Source organism: Cellulomonas chengniuliangii, assembly GCF_024508335.1.
In the GTDB taxonomy this organism is placed as follows: Bacteria; Actinomycetota; Actinomycetes; order Actinomycetales; family Cellulomonadaceae; genus Cellulomonas_A; species Cellulomonas_A chengniuliangii.
This window is the reverse complement of sequence record NZ_CP101988.1, coordinates 2,098,566-2,114,077: the sequence shown is the minus strand read 5'-3', so window position 1 is coordinate 2,114,077 and position 15,512 is coordinate 2,098,566. Positions and strand designations below refer to the sequence as shown.

14 protein-coding genes are annotated in these 15,512 nt (G+C 72.1%); 13 read left to right on the top strand and 1 reads right to left on the bottom strand.

Annotation, left to right across the window (positions count from 1 at the left end; translation table 11 throughout):
- Positions 1-6: 6 nt before the first annotated feature.
- From ftsW to NP064_RS09720, 13 genes are all read left to right on the top strand, one after another.
- Positions 7-1,269 (top strand): putative lipid II flippase FtsW, encoded by a 1,263-nt coding sequence (ftsW, locus tag NP064_RS09785; RefSeq protein WP_227570913.1) that lies wholly within the window; start codon positions 7-9, stop codon positions 1,267-1,269.
- A 52-nt stretch (positions 1,270-1,321) separates the two neighbouring features.
- Positions 1,322-4,003 (top strand): UDP-N-acetylmuramate--L-alanine ligase, encoded by a 2,682-nt coding sequence (gene murC / locus NP064_RS16720; protein ID WP_308015952.1) that lies wholly within the window; start codon positions 1,322-1,324, stop codon positions 4,001-4,003.
- Positions 4,004-4,104: 101 nt separating this feature from the next.
- The gene (locus NP064_RS09770) at positions 4,105-5,070 is read left to right on the top strand and encodes a cell division protein FtsQ/DivIB (protein ID WP_227570912.1); all 966 of its coding nucleotides are present in this window, start codon (positions 4,105-4,107) and stop codon (positions 5,068-5,070) included.
- A 211-nt stretch (positions 5,071-5,281) separates the two neighbouring features.
- Positions 5,282-6,541, top strand: a complete 1,260-nt coding sequence (gene ftsZ, locus NP064_RS09765) for a cell division protein FtsZ (RefSeq protein WP_227570911.1) — start codon at positions 5,282-5,284, stop codon at positions 6,539-6,541.
- A 9-nt stretch (positions 6,542-6,550) separates the two neighbouring features.
- Complete coding sequence (gene pgeF / locus NP064_RS09760; protein ID WP_227570910.1) at positions 6,551-7,297, top strand: peptidoglycan editing factor PgeF; 747 nt, start codon at positions 6,551-6,553, stop codon at positions 7,295-7,297.
- Between the two features lie 109 nt (positions 7,298-7,406).
- Positions 7,407-7,874 (top strand): cell division protein SepF, encoded by a 468-nt coding sequence (locus NP064_RS09755; RefSeq protein WP_227570909.1) that lies wholly within the window; start codon positions 7,407-7,409, stop codon positions 7,872-7,874.
- A 3-nt stretch (positions 7,875-7,877) separates the two neighbouring features.
- Positions 7,878-8,162: a YggT family protein gene (locus NP064_RS09750; RefSeq protein WP_227570908.1), complete on the top strand. Its 285-nt coding sequence runs from the start codon at positions 7,878-7,880 to the stop codon at positions 8,160-8,162.
- 178 nt (positions 8,163-8,340) lie between these two features.
- Positions 8,341-9,009, top strand: a complete 669-nt coding sequence (locus NP064_RS09745; protein ID WP_227570907.1) for a DivIVA domain-containing protein — start codon at positions 8,341-8,343, stop codon at positions 9,007-9,009.
- A gap of 116 nt (positions 9,010-9,125) precedes the next feature.
- Positions 9,126-9,581: a TraR/DksA family transcriptional regulator gene (locus tag NP064_RS09740; protein ID WP_372456426.1), complete on the top strand. Its 456-nt coding sequence runs from the start codon at positions 9,126-9,128 to the stop codon at positions 9,579-9,581.
- Between the two features lie 21 nt (positions 9,582-9,602).
- Positions 9,603-10,292 (top strand): signal peptidase II, encoded by a 690-nt coding sequence (locus NP064_RS09735; protein ID WP_308015350.1) that lies wholly within the window; start codon positions 9,603-9,605, stop codon positions 10,290-10,292.
- A complete protein-coding gene (locus NP064_RS09730) occupies positions 10,285-11,226 on the top strand; it encodes an RluA family pseudouridine synthase (RefSeq protein ID WP_227570905.1) in 942 nt (313 codons plus the stop codon). The genes NP064_RS09735 and NP064_RS09730 overlap by 8 nt, the downstream gene beginning before the upstream one ends.
- Before the next feature lie 41 nt (positions 11,227-11,267).
- Complete coding sequence (dnaE, locus tag NP064_RS09725; protein WP_227570904.1) at positions 11,268-14,798, top strand: DNA polymerase III subunit alpha; 3,531 nt, start codon at positions 11,268-11,270, stop codon at positions 14,796-14,798.
- On the top strand, positions 14,795-15,193 hold the full coding sequence (locus NP064_RS09720) for a pyridoxamine 5'-phosphate oxidase family protein (protein WP_227570903.1): 399 nt from the start codon (positions 14,795-14,797) through the stop codon (positions 15,191-15,193). Before dnaE ends, NP064_RS09720 begins: the two co-directional genes overlap by 4 nt.
- 6 nt (positions 15,194-15,199) lie before the next feature.
- Here the strand turns inward: NP064_RS09720 and NP064_RS09715 are convergent, their stop codons facing one another.
- Complete coding sequence (locus NP064_RS09715) at positions 15,200-15,445, bottom strand: RNA-binding S4 domain-containing protein (protein WP_227570902.1); 246 nt, start codon at positions 15,443-15,445, stop codon at positions 15,200-15,202.
- Positions 15,446-15,512 lie beyond the last annotated feature (67 nt).

Sequence of the window (15,512 nt, the reverse complement as noted above, 5' to 3'; positions counted from 1 at the left end):
GCCGACATGGTGACGCAGAAGCCACCCGGGTCGCTCGCGTCGCAGCCCTGGACCGGCCAGCAGCGAGCCGTCGAGCAGTCGGCTGCTCGGCTGCTGGCCTGGAACAGCCCTGTCACCAGCTACTACGTGCTCACAGGCGCCACTGCCCTGCTTGTGGTGCTCGGCCTGGTCATGGTCCTGTCCAGCTCGAGCGTGGAGTCCTTGGCGGCGGGCCGGTCGCCCTACGCGGTGTTCTTCAGCCAGGCGCAGTACGCGCTGATGGGACTGCCAGTCCTGTGGGTGGCCTCGCGGCTGCCCACGAGCCTGTACAAGAAGGCGGCCTGGCCGCTGCTGGGCCTCGCCGCGCTGCTGCAGCTCGCGGTGTTCAGCCCTCTTGGCGCCGACGCCGTGGGCGGCAACCGGAACTGGATCGCGATCGGCTCGCTGTCCATGCAGCCGTCCGAGGCCGTCAAGCTCGCGCTGTCACTCTGGCTGGGCGTGGTCCTGGCGCGCAAGCGTCCGCTCCTGAGCGAGTGGAAGCACGCGTTGATCCCCGCGCTGCCGGTGGGCGGGCTGATGATCGGCCTCGTCCTGCTCGGGCACGACCTGGGCACCGCCCTGGTGATGATGCTGCTCGTCGGTGGCGCCATGTTCATCGCGGGCGTCCCGTTGCGGATGTTCAGCGTGGCCGTGGGGATGGCGGTGCTCGCCGCCGGGATGCTCGCGATCACCAGCCAGAACCGTGTCGCCCGCATCTTCGCGTGGCTCAGCGACGACTGCGACCCCACGAGCGACTGCTACCAGACCCTGCACGGCGGGTGGGGCCTCGCCACCGGCGGCTGGACCGGGATCGGGCTGGGCGCCAGCCGCGAGAAGTGGTCCTACCTGCCGGAGGCGCACAACGACTTCATCTTCGCGATCCTGGGCGAGGAGCTGGGCCTGGTCGGCACGCTGCTGGTGCTAGGCCTGATCGCGCTCATCGCCCTGGCGATGTTCCGCGTGATCCGCCGGCACCAGGACCCGTTCGTGCAGATCGCCACCGGCGCCATCGTGTGCTGGGTGATCGGGCAGGCGCTCGTGAACATCGCGGTGGTGATCGGCCTCGCGCCCGTCATCGGGGTGCCGCTGCCGCTCGTCTCGGCTGGCGGCTCGGCGCTGATCACCACGATGGCGGCGATCGGCGTCGTCATGTCGTTCGCGCGGGGGGAGCCGGGGGCGCCCGAGGCGCTGGCCGCGCGGCCGTCGGTGGTGCGGCGGTCGCTCGCGGTGATCGGCCGGACCCGTGGGTGAGACGGTGGTGGGCCAGCAGGACGAATCGACGGACGAGGGAGCTGAGGGACGCGTGGGCAGTCGTCAGGGTGTGCGGTCGGTGCTGCTGGCGGGCGGTGGCACGGCGGGGCACGTGAACCCGTTGCTCGCCGTCGCGGAGGAGCTGCGCAGGCGTGACCCGCAGATCCGGATCACGGTGCTCGGAACGGAGTCGGGCCTCGAGTCCCGGCTCGTCCCCGAGCGCGGGCTCCCGCTGGCCTTCGTGCCGCGCGTGCCGCTGCCGCGCCGCCCCACGGCCGAGTGGGCCATGCTGCCCGCCCGCCTGCGCGACGCGGTGCGCACCGCCGGAGAGGTGGTCGACGAGACGGGCGCGCAGGTCGTGATCGGCTTCGGCGGCTACGTCTCGACCCCGGCCTACCTGGCGGCCCGCAGCCGGCACGTGCCCGTGGTGGTGCATGAGCAGAACGCCCGTCCGGGCCTCGCCAACCGCCTGGGATCGCGGTGGGCGGCGGACGTCGCCGTCACGTTCCCCGGCACCCCCCTGCCCGGCGCCCAGGTCACCGGCCTGCCCCTGCGGCCGGAGATCGCCGCCCTCGTCGCCGACCGGGCCCGCGACGCCGAGGCCACCCGCGTGGCGGCCGCCGAGCGGCTGGGGCTCGACCCCGGGCGGACCACGCTCGTCGTGACCGGCGGCTCGCTGGGCGCCCTGAGCCTGAACCGCGCGATGGTCCGGGTCGCGGCCGAGCTCTTGGACGCCGGGGTGCAGGTGCTGCACCTGGCCGGCGCCGGCAAGGGCGACGAGGTGCGCGACGTCGTGGCGCCGCTGCCGGGCGGCGAGCGGTACCACGTCCACGAGTACCTCTCGGAGATGCAGCACGCGTTGGCCGTCGCCGACGTGGTGGTGGGGCGCGCGGGCGCCGGGACGGTCAGCGAGCTCGCTGCCCTGGGCCTGCCTGCCGTGTACGTCCCGCTGCCCGTGGGCAACGGAGAGCAGCGGCTCAACGCCGCGCCGGTGGTCGCGGCGGGCGGCGGGCTGCTCGTCGCCGACGCCGACCTGACCCCTGCGTGGCTCGCCGAGCACCTGTTCCCGCTGCTCATCGGCGAGACGGCCGCGGCGGCACGCGAGCAGATGGGGGAGGCCGCCGCGTCGGTCGGTCTGCGTGACGGGGCCGCGCGGGTCGCGGACCTCGTCGAGGCGCACCTGCCGCCGGTCGACGACGGCGGGCTGGCGGACAATGCGGTGGCGGGCAACGCGGCGGCGGACGGAGCGGTGGCCGACGACGGCGGCCTCGCGGATCTCGGCCGGGTGCACTTGGTCGGCATCGGGGGCGCGGGCATGTCGGCGATCGCGGGGCTGCTGGTCGCGGCGGGGCTGCCGGTCAGCGGGTCCGACGCGAAGGATGGCCCTGCGCTCGACGGCCTCCGGTCGGCGGGGGCACGGGTGTGGGTCGGCCACGACGCCGCGCACGTGGAGGAGGTCGACACCGTCGTCGTCTCGACGGCGGTCCGGGAGTCCAACCCCGAGCTGGCCAGGGCGCGGGAGCGCGGCGTGCGGGTGCTGCACCGCTCTGAGGCGCTGGCCGCCCTCATGCGCGGCCGCGAGGCCATCGCGGTCGCGGGCGCGCACGGCAAGACGACGACGTCGGCGATGATCGCCACCGCGCTGGTGCACGCGGGCCTGGACCCGTCGTTCGCCATCGGCGGGGACGTGCTGTCCGCCGCGGGCTCGCTCGGTGGGAGCCGTGCAGGCGCCGGCCGGGCTTTCGTGGCCGAGGCCGACGAGTCCGACGGGTCGTTCCTGGCGTACTCGCCGGACGTCGCCGTCGTGACCAATGTCGAGCCGGACCACCTGGACCATTACGGCACCCGTGAGGCCTTCGACGACGCGTTCGTCGCGTTCGCGCGCCGCATCCGGGACGGCGGGCTGCTCGTGGCCTGCGCGGACGACGCCGGGGCCTCCCGCCTGGTGGAGCGCGTGCGTGACGGCCTCGCGGCTCGCGGGGTCGACGTCGTCACCTACGGGCGCGGCGCGGCCTCCGACGTCGTCGTCGAGCCGCTCGGACTGCGCGACGGCCGGTGGAGCGTCCGGCTGCGCTCGTCCGACCCGACGATCGGCGACGCCGACCTGAGCCTGACGGCGCCGGGCGAGCACAACGCGCTGAACGCCGCCGCCGCCTTCGTCGCGGCCCGCCGGGCGGGCGCCTCCGCCGAGCAGGCGGCCGAGGGCCTCGCGGGGTTCCGTGGCACCGGGCGCCGGTTCGAGGCGCGCGGCGAGGTGGCCGGCGTGCGGGTGGTGGACGACTACGCCCACCACCCGACGGAGGTCGCCGCATTGCTGCGCGCCGCGCGGACAGTCGCGGGGGAGGGTCGCGTGCTCGTCGTCTTCCAGCCCCACCTGTTCTCTCGCACTCGGGCGTTCGCCGCCGAGTTCGGGACAGCACTCGACCTCGCGGACGTTGTCGTGGTGACTGACGTGTACGCGGCTCGGGAGGACGTGGACCCGACGGTCACCGGCGCCCTCGTGGCCGACGCGGTCCCGACCGCCGGTCGCGCGCGCTTCGTCCCCGACCGGCACGACGCCGCGCGTGCGCTCGCAGCCGAGGCGCGCCCGGGCGACCTGCTGCTGACGGTCGGCGCGGGCGACGTCACCGAGCTGGGCGCGGTCGTGCTCGCCTCCTTGGCCGAGCGCGAGGCGCCGACATCGGGAGCGCCGATATCCGAGGCGCCCGAGGCGGAAGGCCCGCGGGACGCATGACGCCGCAGCGCCCGAGACCACCGGCGCCGGGCCGCACCGCGCGTCCGGCGGCCCCCCGCGCGCCTGAGCGGCCGCTCCCGGCGCTCCCGTCGGCGCCGTCCGTGCCCACGCGGTCCGACGGCGAGCCCGCCCCGCGCTCAGGCCAGCAGCCAGGGGTCGGGCGGCCTGGCGCCGCTGGCCGGTCGAGGCCCGGCGGTGACTCGACGGCGACGCCGTCGGCCCGCTCGGGCGCGGCCCCCGGCGAGCCGACCGTCACGACCTACGCCGCGGGCCGTCGCGGGACCGCTCTCCCGGTGCGGCCCTCGGTCGTCTCGATGAGCTCGGCCGCGCGGTTCGCCGAGCGTGCCAGGGCTCGCCGTCGCCTGGCGCGCCGCGACGTCCTCGTGGCGGCGGGCGCCGTGGTGGCCGTGGGCGTGACGGCTTGGCTGCTGCTCTGGTCGCCCGTGTTCCGGCTCGACCAGGCCCAGGTCACCGTCGCTGGGGCGGGGACGGTGGTGGCGGTGGACCAGGTGCGGGAGGTCGTCGCCGGGCGGGGCACGACCCCCCTGCCGCGGCTCGACACGGTGGGCCTGAGGCGCGACGTCCTCGATGTGCCCGGGGTCCGAGAGGCGCAGGTGAGCCGGGCGTGGCCCCGCGGCCTGCACATCGAGCTGGTGTCGCGGGAGCCGGTGGCGGCCGTGCCCGAGCAGCCGGAGGAGGCGCCGGACGCGGGCGCGCCGGGCTTCGCGCTGGTCGACATGGAGGGCGTGCAGGTCGGCAGGGTCGATGCGGCGCCGGACGGCCTGCCCGTGGTGCAGGTCCCCGTCGGCGAGGCGCGCACTCTCGCGGCGGTGCTCACGGTGCTCGAAGGGCTGCCTCCCGAGCTCCTGGCCGAGGTGGGGGAGGTCTCCGCGCAGTCGCAGGACACGGTCACCATGGCGCTGCGCGACGGCGCGCGGGTGGACTGGGGGAGCGGGCAGGACACGGCGTTGAAGGTCGCCGTGCTGAGCGCGCTGCGGGCGGCGCCAGAGAGCGCGGGCGCGAGCGTCTTCGACGTGTCCGCCCCGACGCTGCCGATCACCAAATGAGCCCGGTTGGACGGGCGACGGGCCCGATGAACTGGGATCGTGGCCGACACGCGCGGCGAGGTCGTTGATCGCGGCGCCCGGCGCACATAGCGTCATCGACTAGAGAGAAAATGACATAACTATAACCCTCAACTTGAGGGTGAAGGTTCGGCAGTGGCGGTCACATCGCCCCAGCCGTGCACGTCCCGGCGCACAACGAGAGGCACCCACTGTGGCAGCTCCGCAGAACTACCTGGCCGTCATCAAGGTCGTCGGCATCGGGGGTGGGGGCGTCAACGCCGTCAACCGCATGATCGAGGTCGGCCTCAAGGGTGTCGAGTTCATCGCGATCAACACTGACGCCCAGGCTCTGCTGATGTCCGACGCCGACGTGAAGCTCGACGTGGGCCGCGAGCTCACGCGCGGGCTCGGCGCCGGCGCCGACCCCGAGGTGGGCAAGAAGGCCTCGGAGGACCACGCCGAGGAGATCGAGGACGTGCTGCGCGGCGCGGACATGGTGTTCGTGACCGCGGGCGAGGGCGGCGGCACTGGCACCGGCGGCGCGCCCGTCGTGGCCCGCATCGCACGCTCGCTCGGCGCGCTGACCATCGGTGTCGTCACCCGGCCGTTCACCTTCGAGGGCCGCCGCCGCTCGGTGCAGGCGGACTCCGGCATCGAGGCGCTGCGCGCCGAGGTCGACACGCTCATCGTCATCCCCAACGACCGGCTGCTGTCGATATCCGACCGTTCGGTCTCGGTGCTCGACGCCTTCCACTCCGCCGACCAGGTGCTGCTGTCCGGCGTCCAGGGCATCACCGACCTCATCACCACCCCTGGCCTGATCAACCTCGACTTCGCCGACGTCAAGTCCGTGATGCAGGGCGCCGGGTCCGCGCTCATGGGCATCGGCTCCGCGCGCGGTGACGACCGCGCCGTGCAGGCGGCAGAGCTCGCGATCTCCTCGCCGCTGCTCGAGGCCAGCATCGACGGCGCCCACGGCGTGCTGCTGTCCATCCAGGGCGGCTCCGACCTGGGGCTGTTCGAGATCAACGAGGCCGCACGCCTGGTGCAGGAGGCTGCGCACCCCGAGGCGAACATCATCTTCGGCGCGGTCATCGACGACGCCCTCGGCGACGAGGTGCGTGTCACCGTCATCGCGGCCGGCTTCGACGGCGGCGCTCCGGTGGTCCGGCGCGACAGCCGGGGCCTCGGCCAGGTGAGCGGCTCGGCGTCTGGCGCCCCGCGGCCGGCTGCGGCGCCCACGCACGCCGTGGCCCAGCCCCGGCCGGTCGACCCGGACGAGGACGTCGTGCGCGTCGGGTCGCCGATCCGCCCCGTCGCCCCGGCCGCGGCTCCCGTCCCGGTGTTCCTCGCGTCCGAGGCGCCCGCGCCCGCTCCGAGCACGGGTCAGCTCGAGGTGCCGCAGATCTTCGAAGAGGACCACTCGCGCCGCGGCGCCGAGGAGCTGGACGTCCCCGACTTCCTGAAGTAGGCGATTGCGGTGATCCCCGTCCTCGAGGTCGACCTCGGCCCCGGGGTGCGGGCCGGGTTCACCACCCGGGCGGGCGGGGTGTCGGGCGCCCCCTGGGCGAGCCTCAACGTCGGGCTCAACGTCGGGGACCGGCCCGCCGACGTCCTGGCGAACCGCGGACTCCTCGCCGAGTGGGCTGGCGCCCCCGTCATGTTCGGCGAGCAGGTGCACGGCGCCACGGTGCGTGTGCTCGACGAGGCTGGCAGCGCGCACAGCGGTGTGGCGGGCGAGGCGGACGCGCTCCTCACCGGCTCGTCGCGGTTCGCGGTGGCGGTGTACGTGGCCGATTGCGTGCCGCTACTCCTCGCGGACGCGCAGGCCGGGCTCGTCGCGGCCGTGCATGCCGGGCGCGCCGGCCTGGCGGCCGGGGTCGTCCAGGCCGCAGTCGACACGATGCTGGCGCGGGGGGCCGACGTCGGCCGGGTGCGCGCGTCCATCGGCCCCTGCATCAGCGGGGACGCTTACGAGGTGCCCGAGCAGATGCGCGCCGACGTGGCGGCCGTCGTCCCCGAGGCATGGGCCGTGACCCGGTGGGGGACGCCGGGCGTGGACCTGGGCGCCGGGGTCGCGGGCGAGCTTGCCCGTGCCGGGGTGCGCGCAGTGTCGCGCGTCTCGACGTGCACGTTCACCGATGAGCGGCTTTACTCGCACCGTCGTGCTTCGGCGGAGGGGCGCCCCACCGGCCGGTTCGCCGGCGTGGTGCGGCTCGCCGGGTGAGGTCCTGGGTAATCCGGACGGCCCCGCGTGTCGCGCCAGGTCGGGGCGGGCTCCTTGCTAGCGTCGAACGCAGGGAAGAGATAGTCCCGTGGGGATTGAGGAGAACGCGATGGCCGGAGCGCTGCGCAAGACGATGCTGTACCTCGGCCTCGCCGACGAACGAGGCGAGCACGAGGAGTACGTCGACGAGTACGACGAGCTGGAGGCTACGGTGCCGCAGGAGTACGAGGCTCAGGTCACGCCGCTTCACCGGCCCGCGGTGAGGGTCGCGCAGCCCGCGCCCTCGACCGGCGAGCTCCGGCGCATCACGACGATCCACCCGCGCGCCTACAACGACGCGCGGAAGATCGGCGAGGCGTTCCGCGAGGGCACGCCGGTCATCATGAACCTCTCCGACATGGACGACGCCGACGCGAAGCGCCTGGTCGACTTCTCCGCGGGCCTGATCTTCGGGCTGCACGGGGCGATCGAGCGTGTCACCAACAAGGTGTTCCTGCTGTCCCCGGCCCACGTCGAGGTCACGGGCGACGAGCAGCCTGCCGAGCCCGCCCCCGCGGGCTTCTTCAACCAGAGCTGACGCGTGAGGCTGATCGCCGACGTCCTGTACCTGGTCGTCCTCGTCTTCTTCCTCCTGCTCCTCGCCCGGCTCGTGCTGGACTGGGTGCAGTTCTTCGCGCGGGAATGGCGTCCGAGCGGCGTCATGCTCGTCATCGCGGAGGCGACGTACACGGTGACCGACCCGCCCTTGCGGGCGATCCGTCGTGTCGTGCCGCCGCTGTCGTTGGGGACGGTGCGCCTCGACCTGGCGTTCTTGATCCTGATGCTCGCCTGCACTGTGCTGATGTCTGTGCTGTCGGCGCTGTGACCGCCGAGCACGTCATCGATGTGCGCGCGAGCCACCTCGACACGGGCGGGCTAGGCGCCCGAGGTGTGAGCAGTGCGTGGCGGGTCGCATGCGACCGCCTCAATGTCCGCTACCGTGAGCCGAGGTGGTCGGTGACTGCCCACCGGCTAGACCAAGTTCGACCGAAGAGGTGACGACGATGGCACTGCTGACAGCAGACGACGTCCTGAACAAGAAGTTCCAGGCGACGAAGTTCCGCGAGGGGTACGACCAGGACGAGGTCGATGACTTCCTCGACGAGGTCGTCAACACCCTGCGTGACCTGCAGACCGAGAACGAGGACCTCAAGACGAAGCTCGCGGCAGCCGAGCGACGCATCGCCGAGCTCAGCCGGGCAGGTGCTCAGCAGGCCGCTCCGGCGCCGAAGCCCGAGCCGACCCCCGAGCCGCAGCCGGCGCCCGCTCCTGCGGCCCCGGCTCCCGTGGCCGTCGCCCCGGTGAGCCCGCAGCGCCCCAACGAGCCGGAGTCGGCCACGGGGATGCTCGCGCTGGCGCAGAAGCTCCACGACGACTACGTCAAGAGCGGCCAGGAGGAGAGCGACCGGCTCATCGCCGAGGCGAAGGCGCAGAGCAGCCGCATCGTCCGCGAGGCCGAGGAGACGTCGTCCCGCACGCTCGGGCAGCTCGAGCAGGAGCGCTCGCTGCTCGAGCGCAAGATCGACGAGCTCCGGGTGTTCGAGCGGGACTACCGCACGCGCCTCAAGAGCTACCTCGAGAACCTCCTTGGCGACCTGGACAACCGGGGCAGCGCGCTGCCGCCCCGCAGTGGACAGAACGCTCAGCCCGGAGGGGGCTCGCGAGCCGTCTGACCTGCGCTTTCGTTGAACAACACACCGCGGTGAGGCTATGCCTCCCGCGGTGTGTTGTGCGTCATGGGCAACGCGCATAGTCTCGCGGGACTTCCACAGAGAGGGCGCCAGTGGCCATCAACGACTCACTCAGCAGGGGGACGACATCGCAGGGGGAGTTGGATCTCGCGAAGGCGGTCCGACTTTTCCCCGTGCGTGACGGTGAGAAGCCGTGGTCGGTCCGAGATGTGCGTGCTGTCGCCGACGAGCTCATGAGCGACGTCGCGCGACTTACCTCCGAGCTCTCGGCAGCAGACGCCGAGCTCTCGGATCTTTTGCGGAACTCCGGCGACGGAGCAGGGGATGACCAGGCTGACTCGGGATCGAGCGCGCTCGAGCGTGAGCACGAGCTCACCCTGGTGAACAACACGCGAGACCTCCTGGCACAGACCGCGCATGCCCTGGCCCGCATCACCGCGGGCACGTTCGGCACGTGCGAGTCCTGCGCCAGGGCGATCGGCAAGGCGCGGGTGGAGGCTTTCCCCCGCGCCACGCTGTGCGTGGAGTGCAAGCAGCGGGAAGAACGTCGGTGAGCCACACGTAGACTCCTGCGGGTGCTCACGACCTCTGAGACGACGCCGGCCTCTCCACCTCCGGGTGGGGTGCGCCGGCGTCGTCTTCTTCTGCTTCTGATCGCTCTGACGCTCGCTGTCCTGGTGGTCGACCAGGCCACCAAGGCGTGGGTGCTGGTCACCCTCGTGGAGGGCGAGCCGGTGCCGGTGCTGGGGGACTTGCTGAGCCTGCGGCTGCTGTTCAACCCGGGCGCCGCCCTGTCGATCGCGACGGGCATGACCTGGGTGCTGACCCTCGTCGCGACGGGGGTGGTGGTCGTCATCGTCCGGGCCTCGCGGCGGCTGGGGTCCACGGGATGGGCGCTCGCCCTCGGGCTGCTGCTAGGCGGTGCGCTGGGCAACCTCGGCGACCGTGTGTTCCGTGCGCCCGGCTTCGCCCGCGGCCACGTCGTCGACTTCATCGCCTACGGGGACCTGTTCGTCGGCAACGTCGCCGACATCGCGATCGTCGTCGCCGCCGGGCTCATCATGATCCTCGCGATCCGGGGCATCCAGATCGACGGGACGCGGGACAGCGGGCCTGGCGCGGAGGGCGACGGCGACACGGATCCGGGACCTGCGGACGGCGACGGGCCGCGGCGCGCGGACCTCGGCAGTGGCGCCGGCAGCCTGGGCGCCGGCTCTGGGGCATCGGGCGCGCGCACCCCCCAGGAGGGCCGCGACGATGGCTGAGACCCGCGCGATGCCCGTGCCCGACGGCCTGGCCGGCGAGCGGGTCGACGCCGCGATCGCACGGCTGCTCGGCCTCTCCCGCACCCGCGCAGCCGAGCTGGCCGCCGCGGGCTCGGTGCGCCTCGACGGCAAGGAGGTCGGCAAGTCCGACCGGCTGCTGCCCGGCGCCTGGCTCGAGGTGGAGCTGCCCGAGCCGGAGCGTGTCGAGTCCTTCGCCGACATCACGCACGAGCCGGTGCCCGGCATGCGCGTGGTCTACGACGACGACGACCTGGTCGTGATCGACAAGCCCGTGGGCGTGGCGGCGCACCCGTCGCCCGGCTGGACCGGCCCGACTGTCGTGGGCGCGCTCGTCGCGGCCGGCTACCGCGTCTCGACGTCGGGCCCCGCCGAGCGGCAGGGCATCGTGCACCGCCTGGACGCCGGCACGTCAGGGCTCATGGTCGTGGCCAAGAGCGAGCACGCGTACACCGTGCTCAAGCGGGCGTTCAAGGAGCGCACCGTCGAGAAGGTCTACCACGCGCTCGTGCAGGGCCACCCGGAGCCCACCACGGGCACCATCGACGCGCCCATCGGCCGGCACCCGAGCTCCGACTGGCGGTTCGCGGTCGTGGCCGACGGCAAGCCCTCGATCACGCACTACGAGGTGCTCGAGATGCTCCCGGCCGCCTCGCTCGTCGAGGTGCACCTGGAGACTGGCCGGACGCACCAGATCCGAGTGCACTTCTCGGCGCTGCGGCACCCGTGTGTGGGAGACCTCACGTATGGCGCCGACCCGGCCCTGGCGGCACGCGTCTCGCTGTCCCGGCAATGGCTGCACGCCCTCCGGCTCGGGTTCACGCACCCGACCAGCGGTGACTGGCTCGAGGTGTCGAGCGAGTACCCGGAGGACCTCTCCGCGGCGCTCGCCACGCTGCGCGACGGCTACCGCTGACCCCGCCGGGGGTGTCGCCGGCGGCACCTAGACTGGCCCGCATGGCATCACCCGGGGCTGACTTCGTCCATCTCCACGCACACACCGAGTACTCGATGCTCGATGGCGCGGCCCGCCTCGGAGACCTGTTCGCCGAGGTGGTGCGCCAGGGCCAGCCGGCCATCGCGACCACCGACCACGGCTACCTGTTCGGAGCCTTCGACTTCTGGTCCAAGGGCACCGCCGCCGGGGTCAAGCCGATCATCGGCGTCGAGGCGTACGTGACGCCGGGCACGAGCCGCTTCGACCAGACCCGCGTGCGGTTCGGGGTCCAGGGCCAGGAGGCGGACGACGTCTCCGCACGTGGCGCCTACACCCACATGACCCTCCTCGCCCGCAACAACGAGGGCCTGCACAACCTGTTCCGGGCCAGCTCGCTCGCCTCGCTCGAGGGCCAGATGGGCAAGTGGCCCCGTATGGACCGCGACCTGCTGCAGACCTACGGCAAGGGCCTGATCGCCACGTCGGGCTGCCCGTCGGGGGAGATCCAGACCCGGCTGCGCCTGGGCCAGTGGGACGAGGCGGTCCGGGTCGCCGGCGAGCTGCAGGACATTTTCGGCAAGGACTACTTCTACATCGAGCTGATGGACCACGGGATCGACATCGAGACCCGGGTCCTCAAAGACCTGCTGCGGCTCTCGGAGACGATCGGCGCCCCCCTGGTCGCGACGAACGACCTGCACTACGTCCGCCAGGAGGACAGCGCGTCGCAGGAGGCGCTGCTGGCGATCAACTCCGGCTCGACGCTCGCGGACCCGGACCGCTTCAAGTTCGACGGCGACGGCTACTACGTGAAGTCGGCCGCGGAGATGCGGCGCATCTGGGCCGAGCACCCCGAGGCGTGCGACAACACGCTCCTGATCGCGGAGCAGTGCGAGGTCTCGTTCAACACCTCGGCGAACTACATGCCGAACTACCCCGTCCCGCCGGGCGAGGACGAGACCAGCTGGTTCATCAAGGAGGTCGAGGCCGGCCTGCACCACCGGTACCCGGAGGGCATCCCCGACGCGGTGCGCAAGCAGGCGGTCTACGAGACCGAGGTCATCACCCAGATGGGCTTCCCGGGGTACTTCCTCGTCGTCGCCGACTTCATCAACTGGGCCAAGGCCAACGGCATCCGGGTGGGGCCGGGCCGTGGCTCGGGCGCGGGCTCGATGGCGGCCTACGCCATGAAGATCACCGACCTGGACCCGCTGCAGCACGGCCTGATCTTCGAGCGGTTCCTCAACCCCGACCGCGTCTCGATGCCTGACTTCGACGTCGACTTCGACGAGCGCAGGCGCGGCGAGGTCATCCGCTACGTGACGCAGAAGTACGGCGAGGACCGCGTCGCGCAGATCGTCACGTACGGCACCATCAAGGCCAAGCAGGCCCTCAAGGACTCGGCGCGCCTGCTCGGCATGCCGTTCGCGATGGGGGAGAAGCTCACCAAGGCGATGCCGCCCGCGATCATGGGCAAGGACATCAGCCTGACGGGCATCTTCGACCCCTCCGACAAGCGGTACAACGAGGCGGAGGAGTTCCGCCAGGTCCACGCCACCGACCCGGACGCGCAGCGCGTCGTCGAGCTGGCCAAGGGCATCGAGGGCCTGAAGCGCCAGTGGGGCGTGCACGCCGCCGGCGTCATCATGTCCAGCGACCCGCTGATCGACATCATCCCGATCATGCGCCGCCCGCAGGACGGCGCCGTCATCACGCAGTTCGACTACCCGACGTCCGAGGGCCTCGGCCTGATCAAGATGGACTTCCTCGGGCTGCGGAACCTGACGATCCTCGACGACGCGCTCGAGAACATCGTGATGAACGGCAAGGACCCGGTGGTGCTCGAGGAGCTCGAGCTCACGGACCGCAAGACGTACGAGCTGCTCGGACGCGGCGACACCCTGGGCGTGTTCCAGCTCGACGGCGGCGGCATGCGGTCCTTGCTGCGGCTCATGCGCCCGGACAACTTCGAGGACATCTCCGCCGTCGGCGCCCTCTACCGGCCCGGTCCGATGGGCGCCAACTCGCACACCAACTACGCGTTGCGCAAGAACGGCTCGCAAGAGGTCACGCCGATCCACCCCGAGCTGGCCGAGGCCCTCGAGGACATCCTCGGCACGACGTACGGCCTGATCGTGTACCAGGAACAGGTCATGGCGATCGCGCAGCGCGTAGCCGGGTACTCGCTGGGACAGGCCGACATCCTGCGGCGCGCGATGGGCAAGAAGAAGAAGTCCGAGCTGGACAAGCAGTTCGAGGGATTCTCGAACGGCATGAAGGAACGCGGCTTCTCGATGGCCGCGGTCAAGACGCTGTGGGACATCCTGCTGCCGTTCTCGGACTACGCGTTCAACAAGGCGCACTCCGCCGCGTACGGCGTCATCTCGTACTGGACCGCCTACCTCAAGGCCAACTACCCGGTCGAGTACATGGCCGCGCTGCTGACGTCCGTGAAGGACGACAAGGACAAGTCGGCGCTGTACCTCGGCGAGTGCCGCCACATGGGCATCACGGTGCTCCCACCCGACGTCAACTCCTCGGCGGCCAACTTCACGGCCGTCGGCGGCGACATCCGGTTCGGCCTCACGGCCGTGCGCAACGTCGGCGCGAACGTTGTCGACGCGATCGTCCGCACCCGCGAGGAGAAGGGCGCCTTCTCCTCGTTCATCGACTTCCTCGACAAGGTGCCAGCCGTCGTCTGCAACAAGCGGACCATTGAGTCGCTGATCAAGGCGGGAGCCTTCGACTCCCTGGGCCACCCCCGGCGCGCCCTGCTGCTCGTCCACGAGCAGGCAGTCGACTCGGTGATCGGGGTCAAGCGCAAGGAGGCCGAGGGGCAGTTCGACCTCTTCGCCGACCTGGGCGCCGAGGACGACAGCATGGGCTTCTCGGTCGTCATCCCCGACCTCCCCGACTGGGACAAGAAGCAGCGCCTCGCGTTCGAGCGCGAGATGCTCGGCCTGTACGTCTCGGACCACCCGCTGTCCGGGTTGGAGCACGTGCTGTCCGCCGCGGCGGACGTGTCGATCGCGACGCTCAACGCCGACGAGGCGCGCCCCGACGGGTCGACCGTGGTGGTCGCGGGACTCATCACGAGCCTGCAGCGGAAGATGTCCAAGCAGGGCAACCCGTGGGCGGCCGTGACGCTGGAGGACCTGGAAGGCTCGGTCGAGATCATGTTCTTCGGCGAGACCTACCTCGCCTACTCGACGGTGCTCGCCGAGGACGCCGTCATCGTGGTCCGCGGGCGGGTGCGGCGACGCGACGAGACCATGCAGCTCCAGGCCATGGAGGTCACGCTGCCGGACCTCTCGGCCGTGGCGGACGCCCCGGTGGTGGTGACGCTCCCCGAGTCGCGGTGCACCCAGCCGGTGGTGGAGCGGCTGCGCGAGGTGCTCTCGACGCACCCCGGCATCAACGAGGTGCACCTGCGCCTGACCAGGCCGGGCCTGACCACCGTCATGCGGCTCGACGCGGGCCTTCGGGTCGAGCGCTCGCCGTCGCTGTTCGGCGACCTCAAGGCCCTCCTCGGCCCTGGCTGCCTGTCATGAGGACGCTCTCCGACGAGCAGCTCGCCTTCGTCACCGACCGCCACCTGGCGACGTTGACCACGTCGCGCGCGGACGGGAGCCCGCACGTGGTGCCGGTCGCGTTCACGTGGGACGCCGCACGAGGTCGGGCGCGCATCACGACGAAGGCCACCTCGGTCAAGGCCCGCAACATCGAGCGGGCCGCGGCGACGGGGTCGCCGGCACGCGTCGCGTTGTGCCAGGTCGAGGGCTGGCGCTGGCTCACCCTCGAGGGCATCGCCACCGTCGTGCACGACCCGGCGTATATCGCCCAGGCTGTCGAGGCCTACGCCGGGCGGTACCGGACCCTGGAGTTCGACCCCGCCCGCGTGGTGATCCACCTCGACGTGGACAGCGTCATGGGCAGCGTGCGCTGAGCGGGATCAGCTGACGATGGCGCGGAACTCGCCGGCGGGAAGGTCGACGGTGACCAGGTCGGCGCGGCGCAGCTGACGCCCGCGACGAGCCTCGGGCTCCCCGTTGACGAAAACCAGGCCGTCGTCCAGGAGCTCGCGCGCCTGGGCGCCCGAGTCGGCCAGGCCCGCGAGCTTGAGGAACTGGCCCAGCCGGATCGACTCGTCGGTGATCGGGACGACGTCGCGGTGACCAGGTGTGCGCGAGGTGCTCATGCGCCCATCATCCTTGATGGACGGGCACGGCGTCGTCCAGCAGGAGGTCCTGCCCGGCCGGGGACGT

Coding starts and splice junctions, on each gene's coding strand:
- ftsW (WP_227570913.1), top strand. CDS start 7: ATGGTGACGCAGAAGCCACCCGGGTCGCTCGCGTCGCAGCCCTGGACC.
- NP064_RS09745 (WP_227570907.1), top strand. CDS start 8,341: ATGGCACTGCTGACAGCAGACGACGTCCTGAACAAGAAGTTCCAGGCG.
- NP064_RS09715 (WP_227570902.1), bottom strand. CDS start 15,445: ATGAGCACCTCGCGCACACCTGGTCACCGCGACGTCGTCCCGATCACC.
- NP064_RS09720 (WP_227570903.1), top strand. CDS start 14,795: ATGAGGACGCTCTCCGACGAGCAGCTCGCCTTCGTCACCGACCGCCAC.
- NP064_RS09755 (WP_227570909.1), top strand. CDS start 7,407: ATGGCCGGAGCGCTGCGCAAGACGATGCTGTACCTCGGCCTCGCCGAC.
- NP064_RS09730 (WP_227570905.1), top strand. CDS start 10,285: ATGGCTGAGACCCGCGCGATGCCCGTGCCCGACGGCCTGGCCGGCGAG.
- dnaE (WP_227570904.1), top strand. CDS start 11,268: ATGGCATCACCCGGGGCTGACTTCGTCCATCTCCACGCACACACCGAG.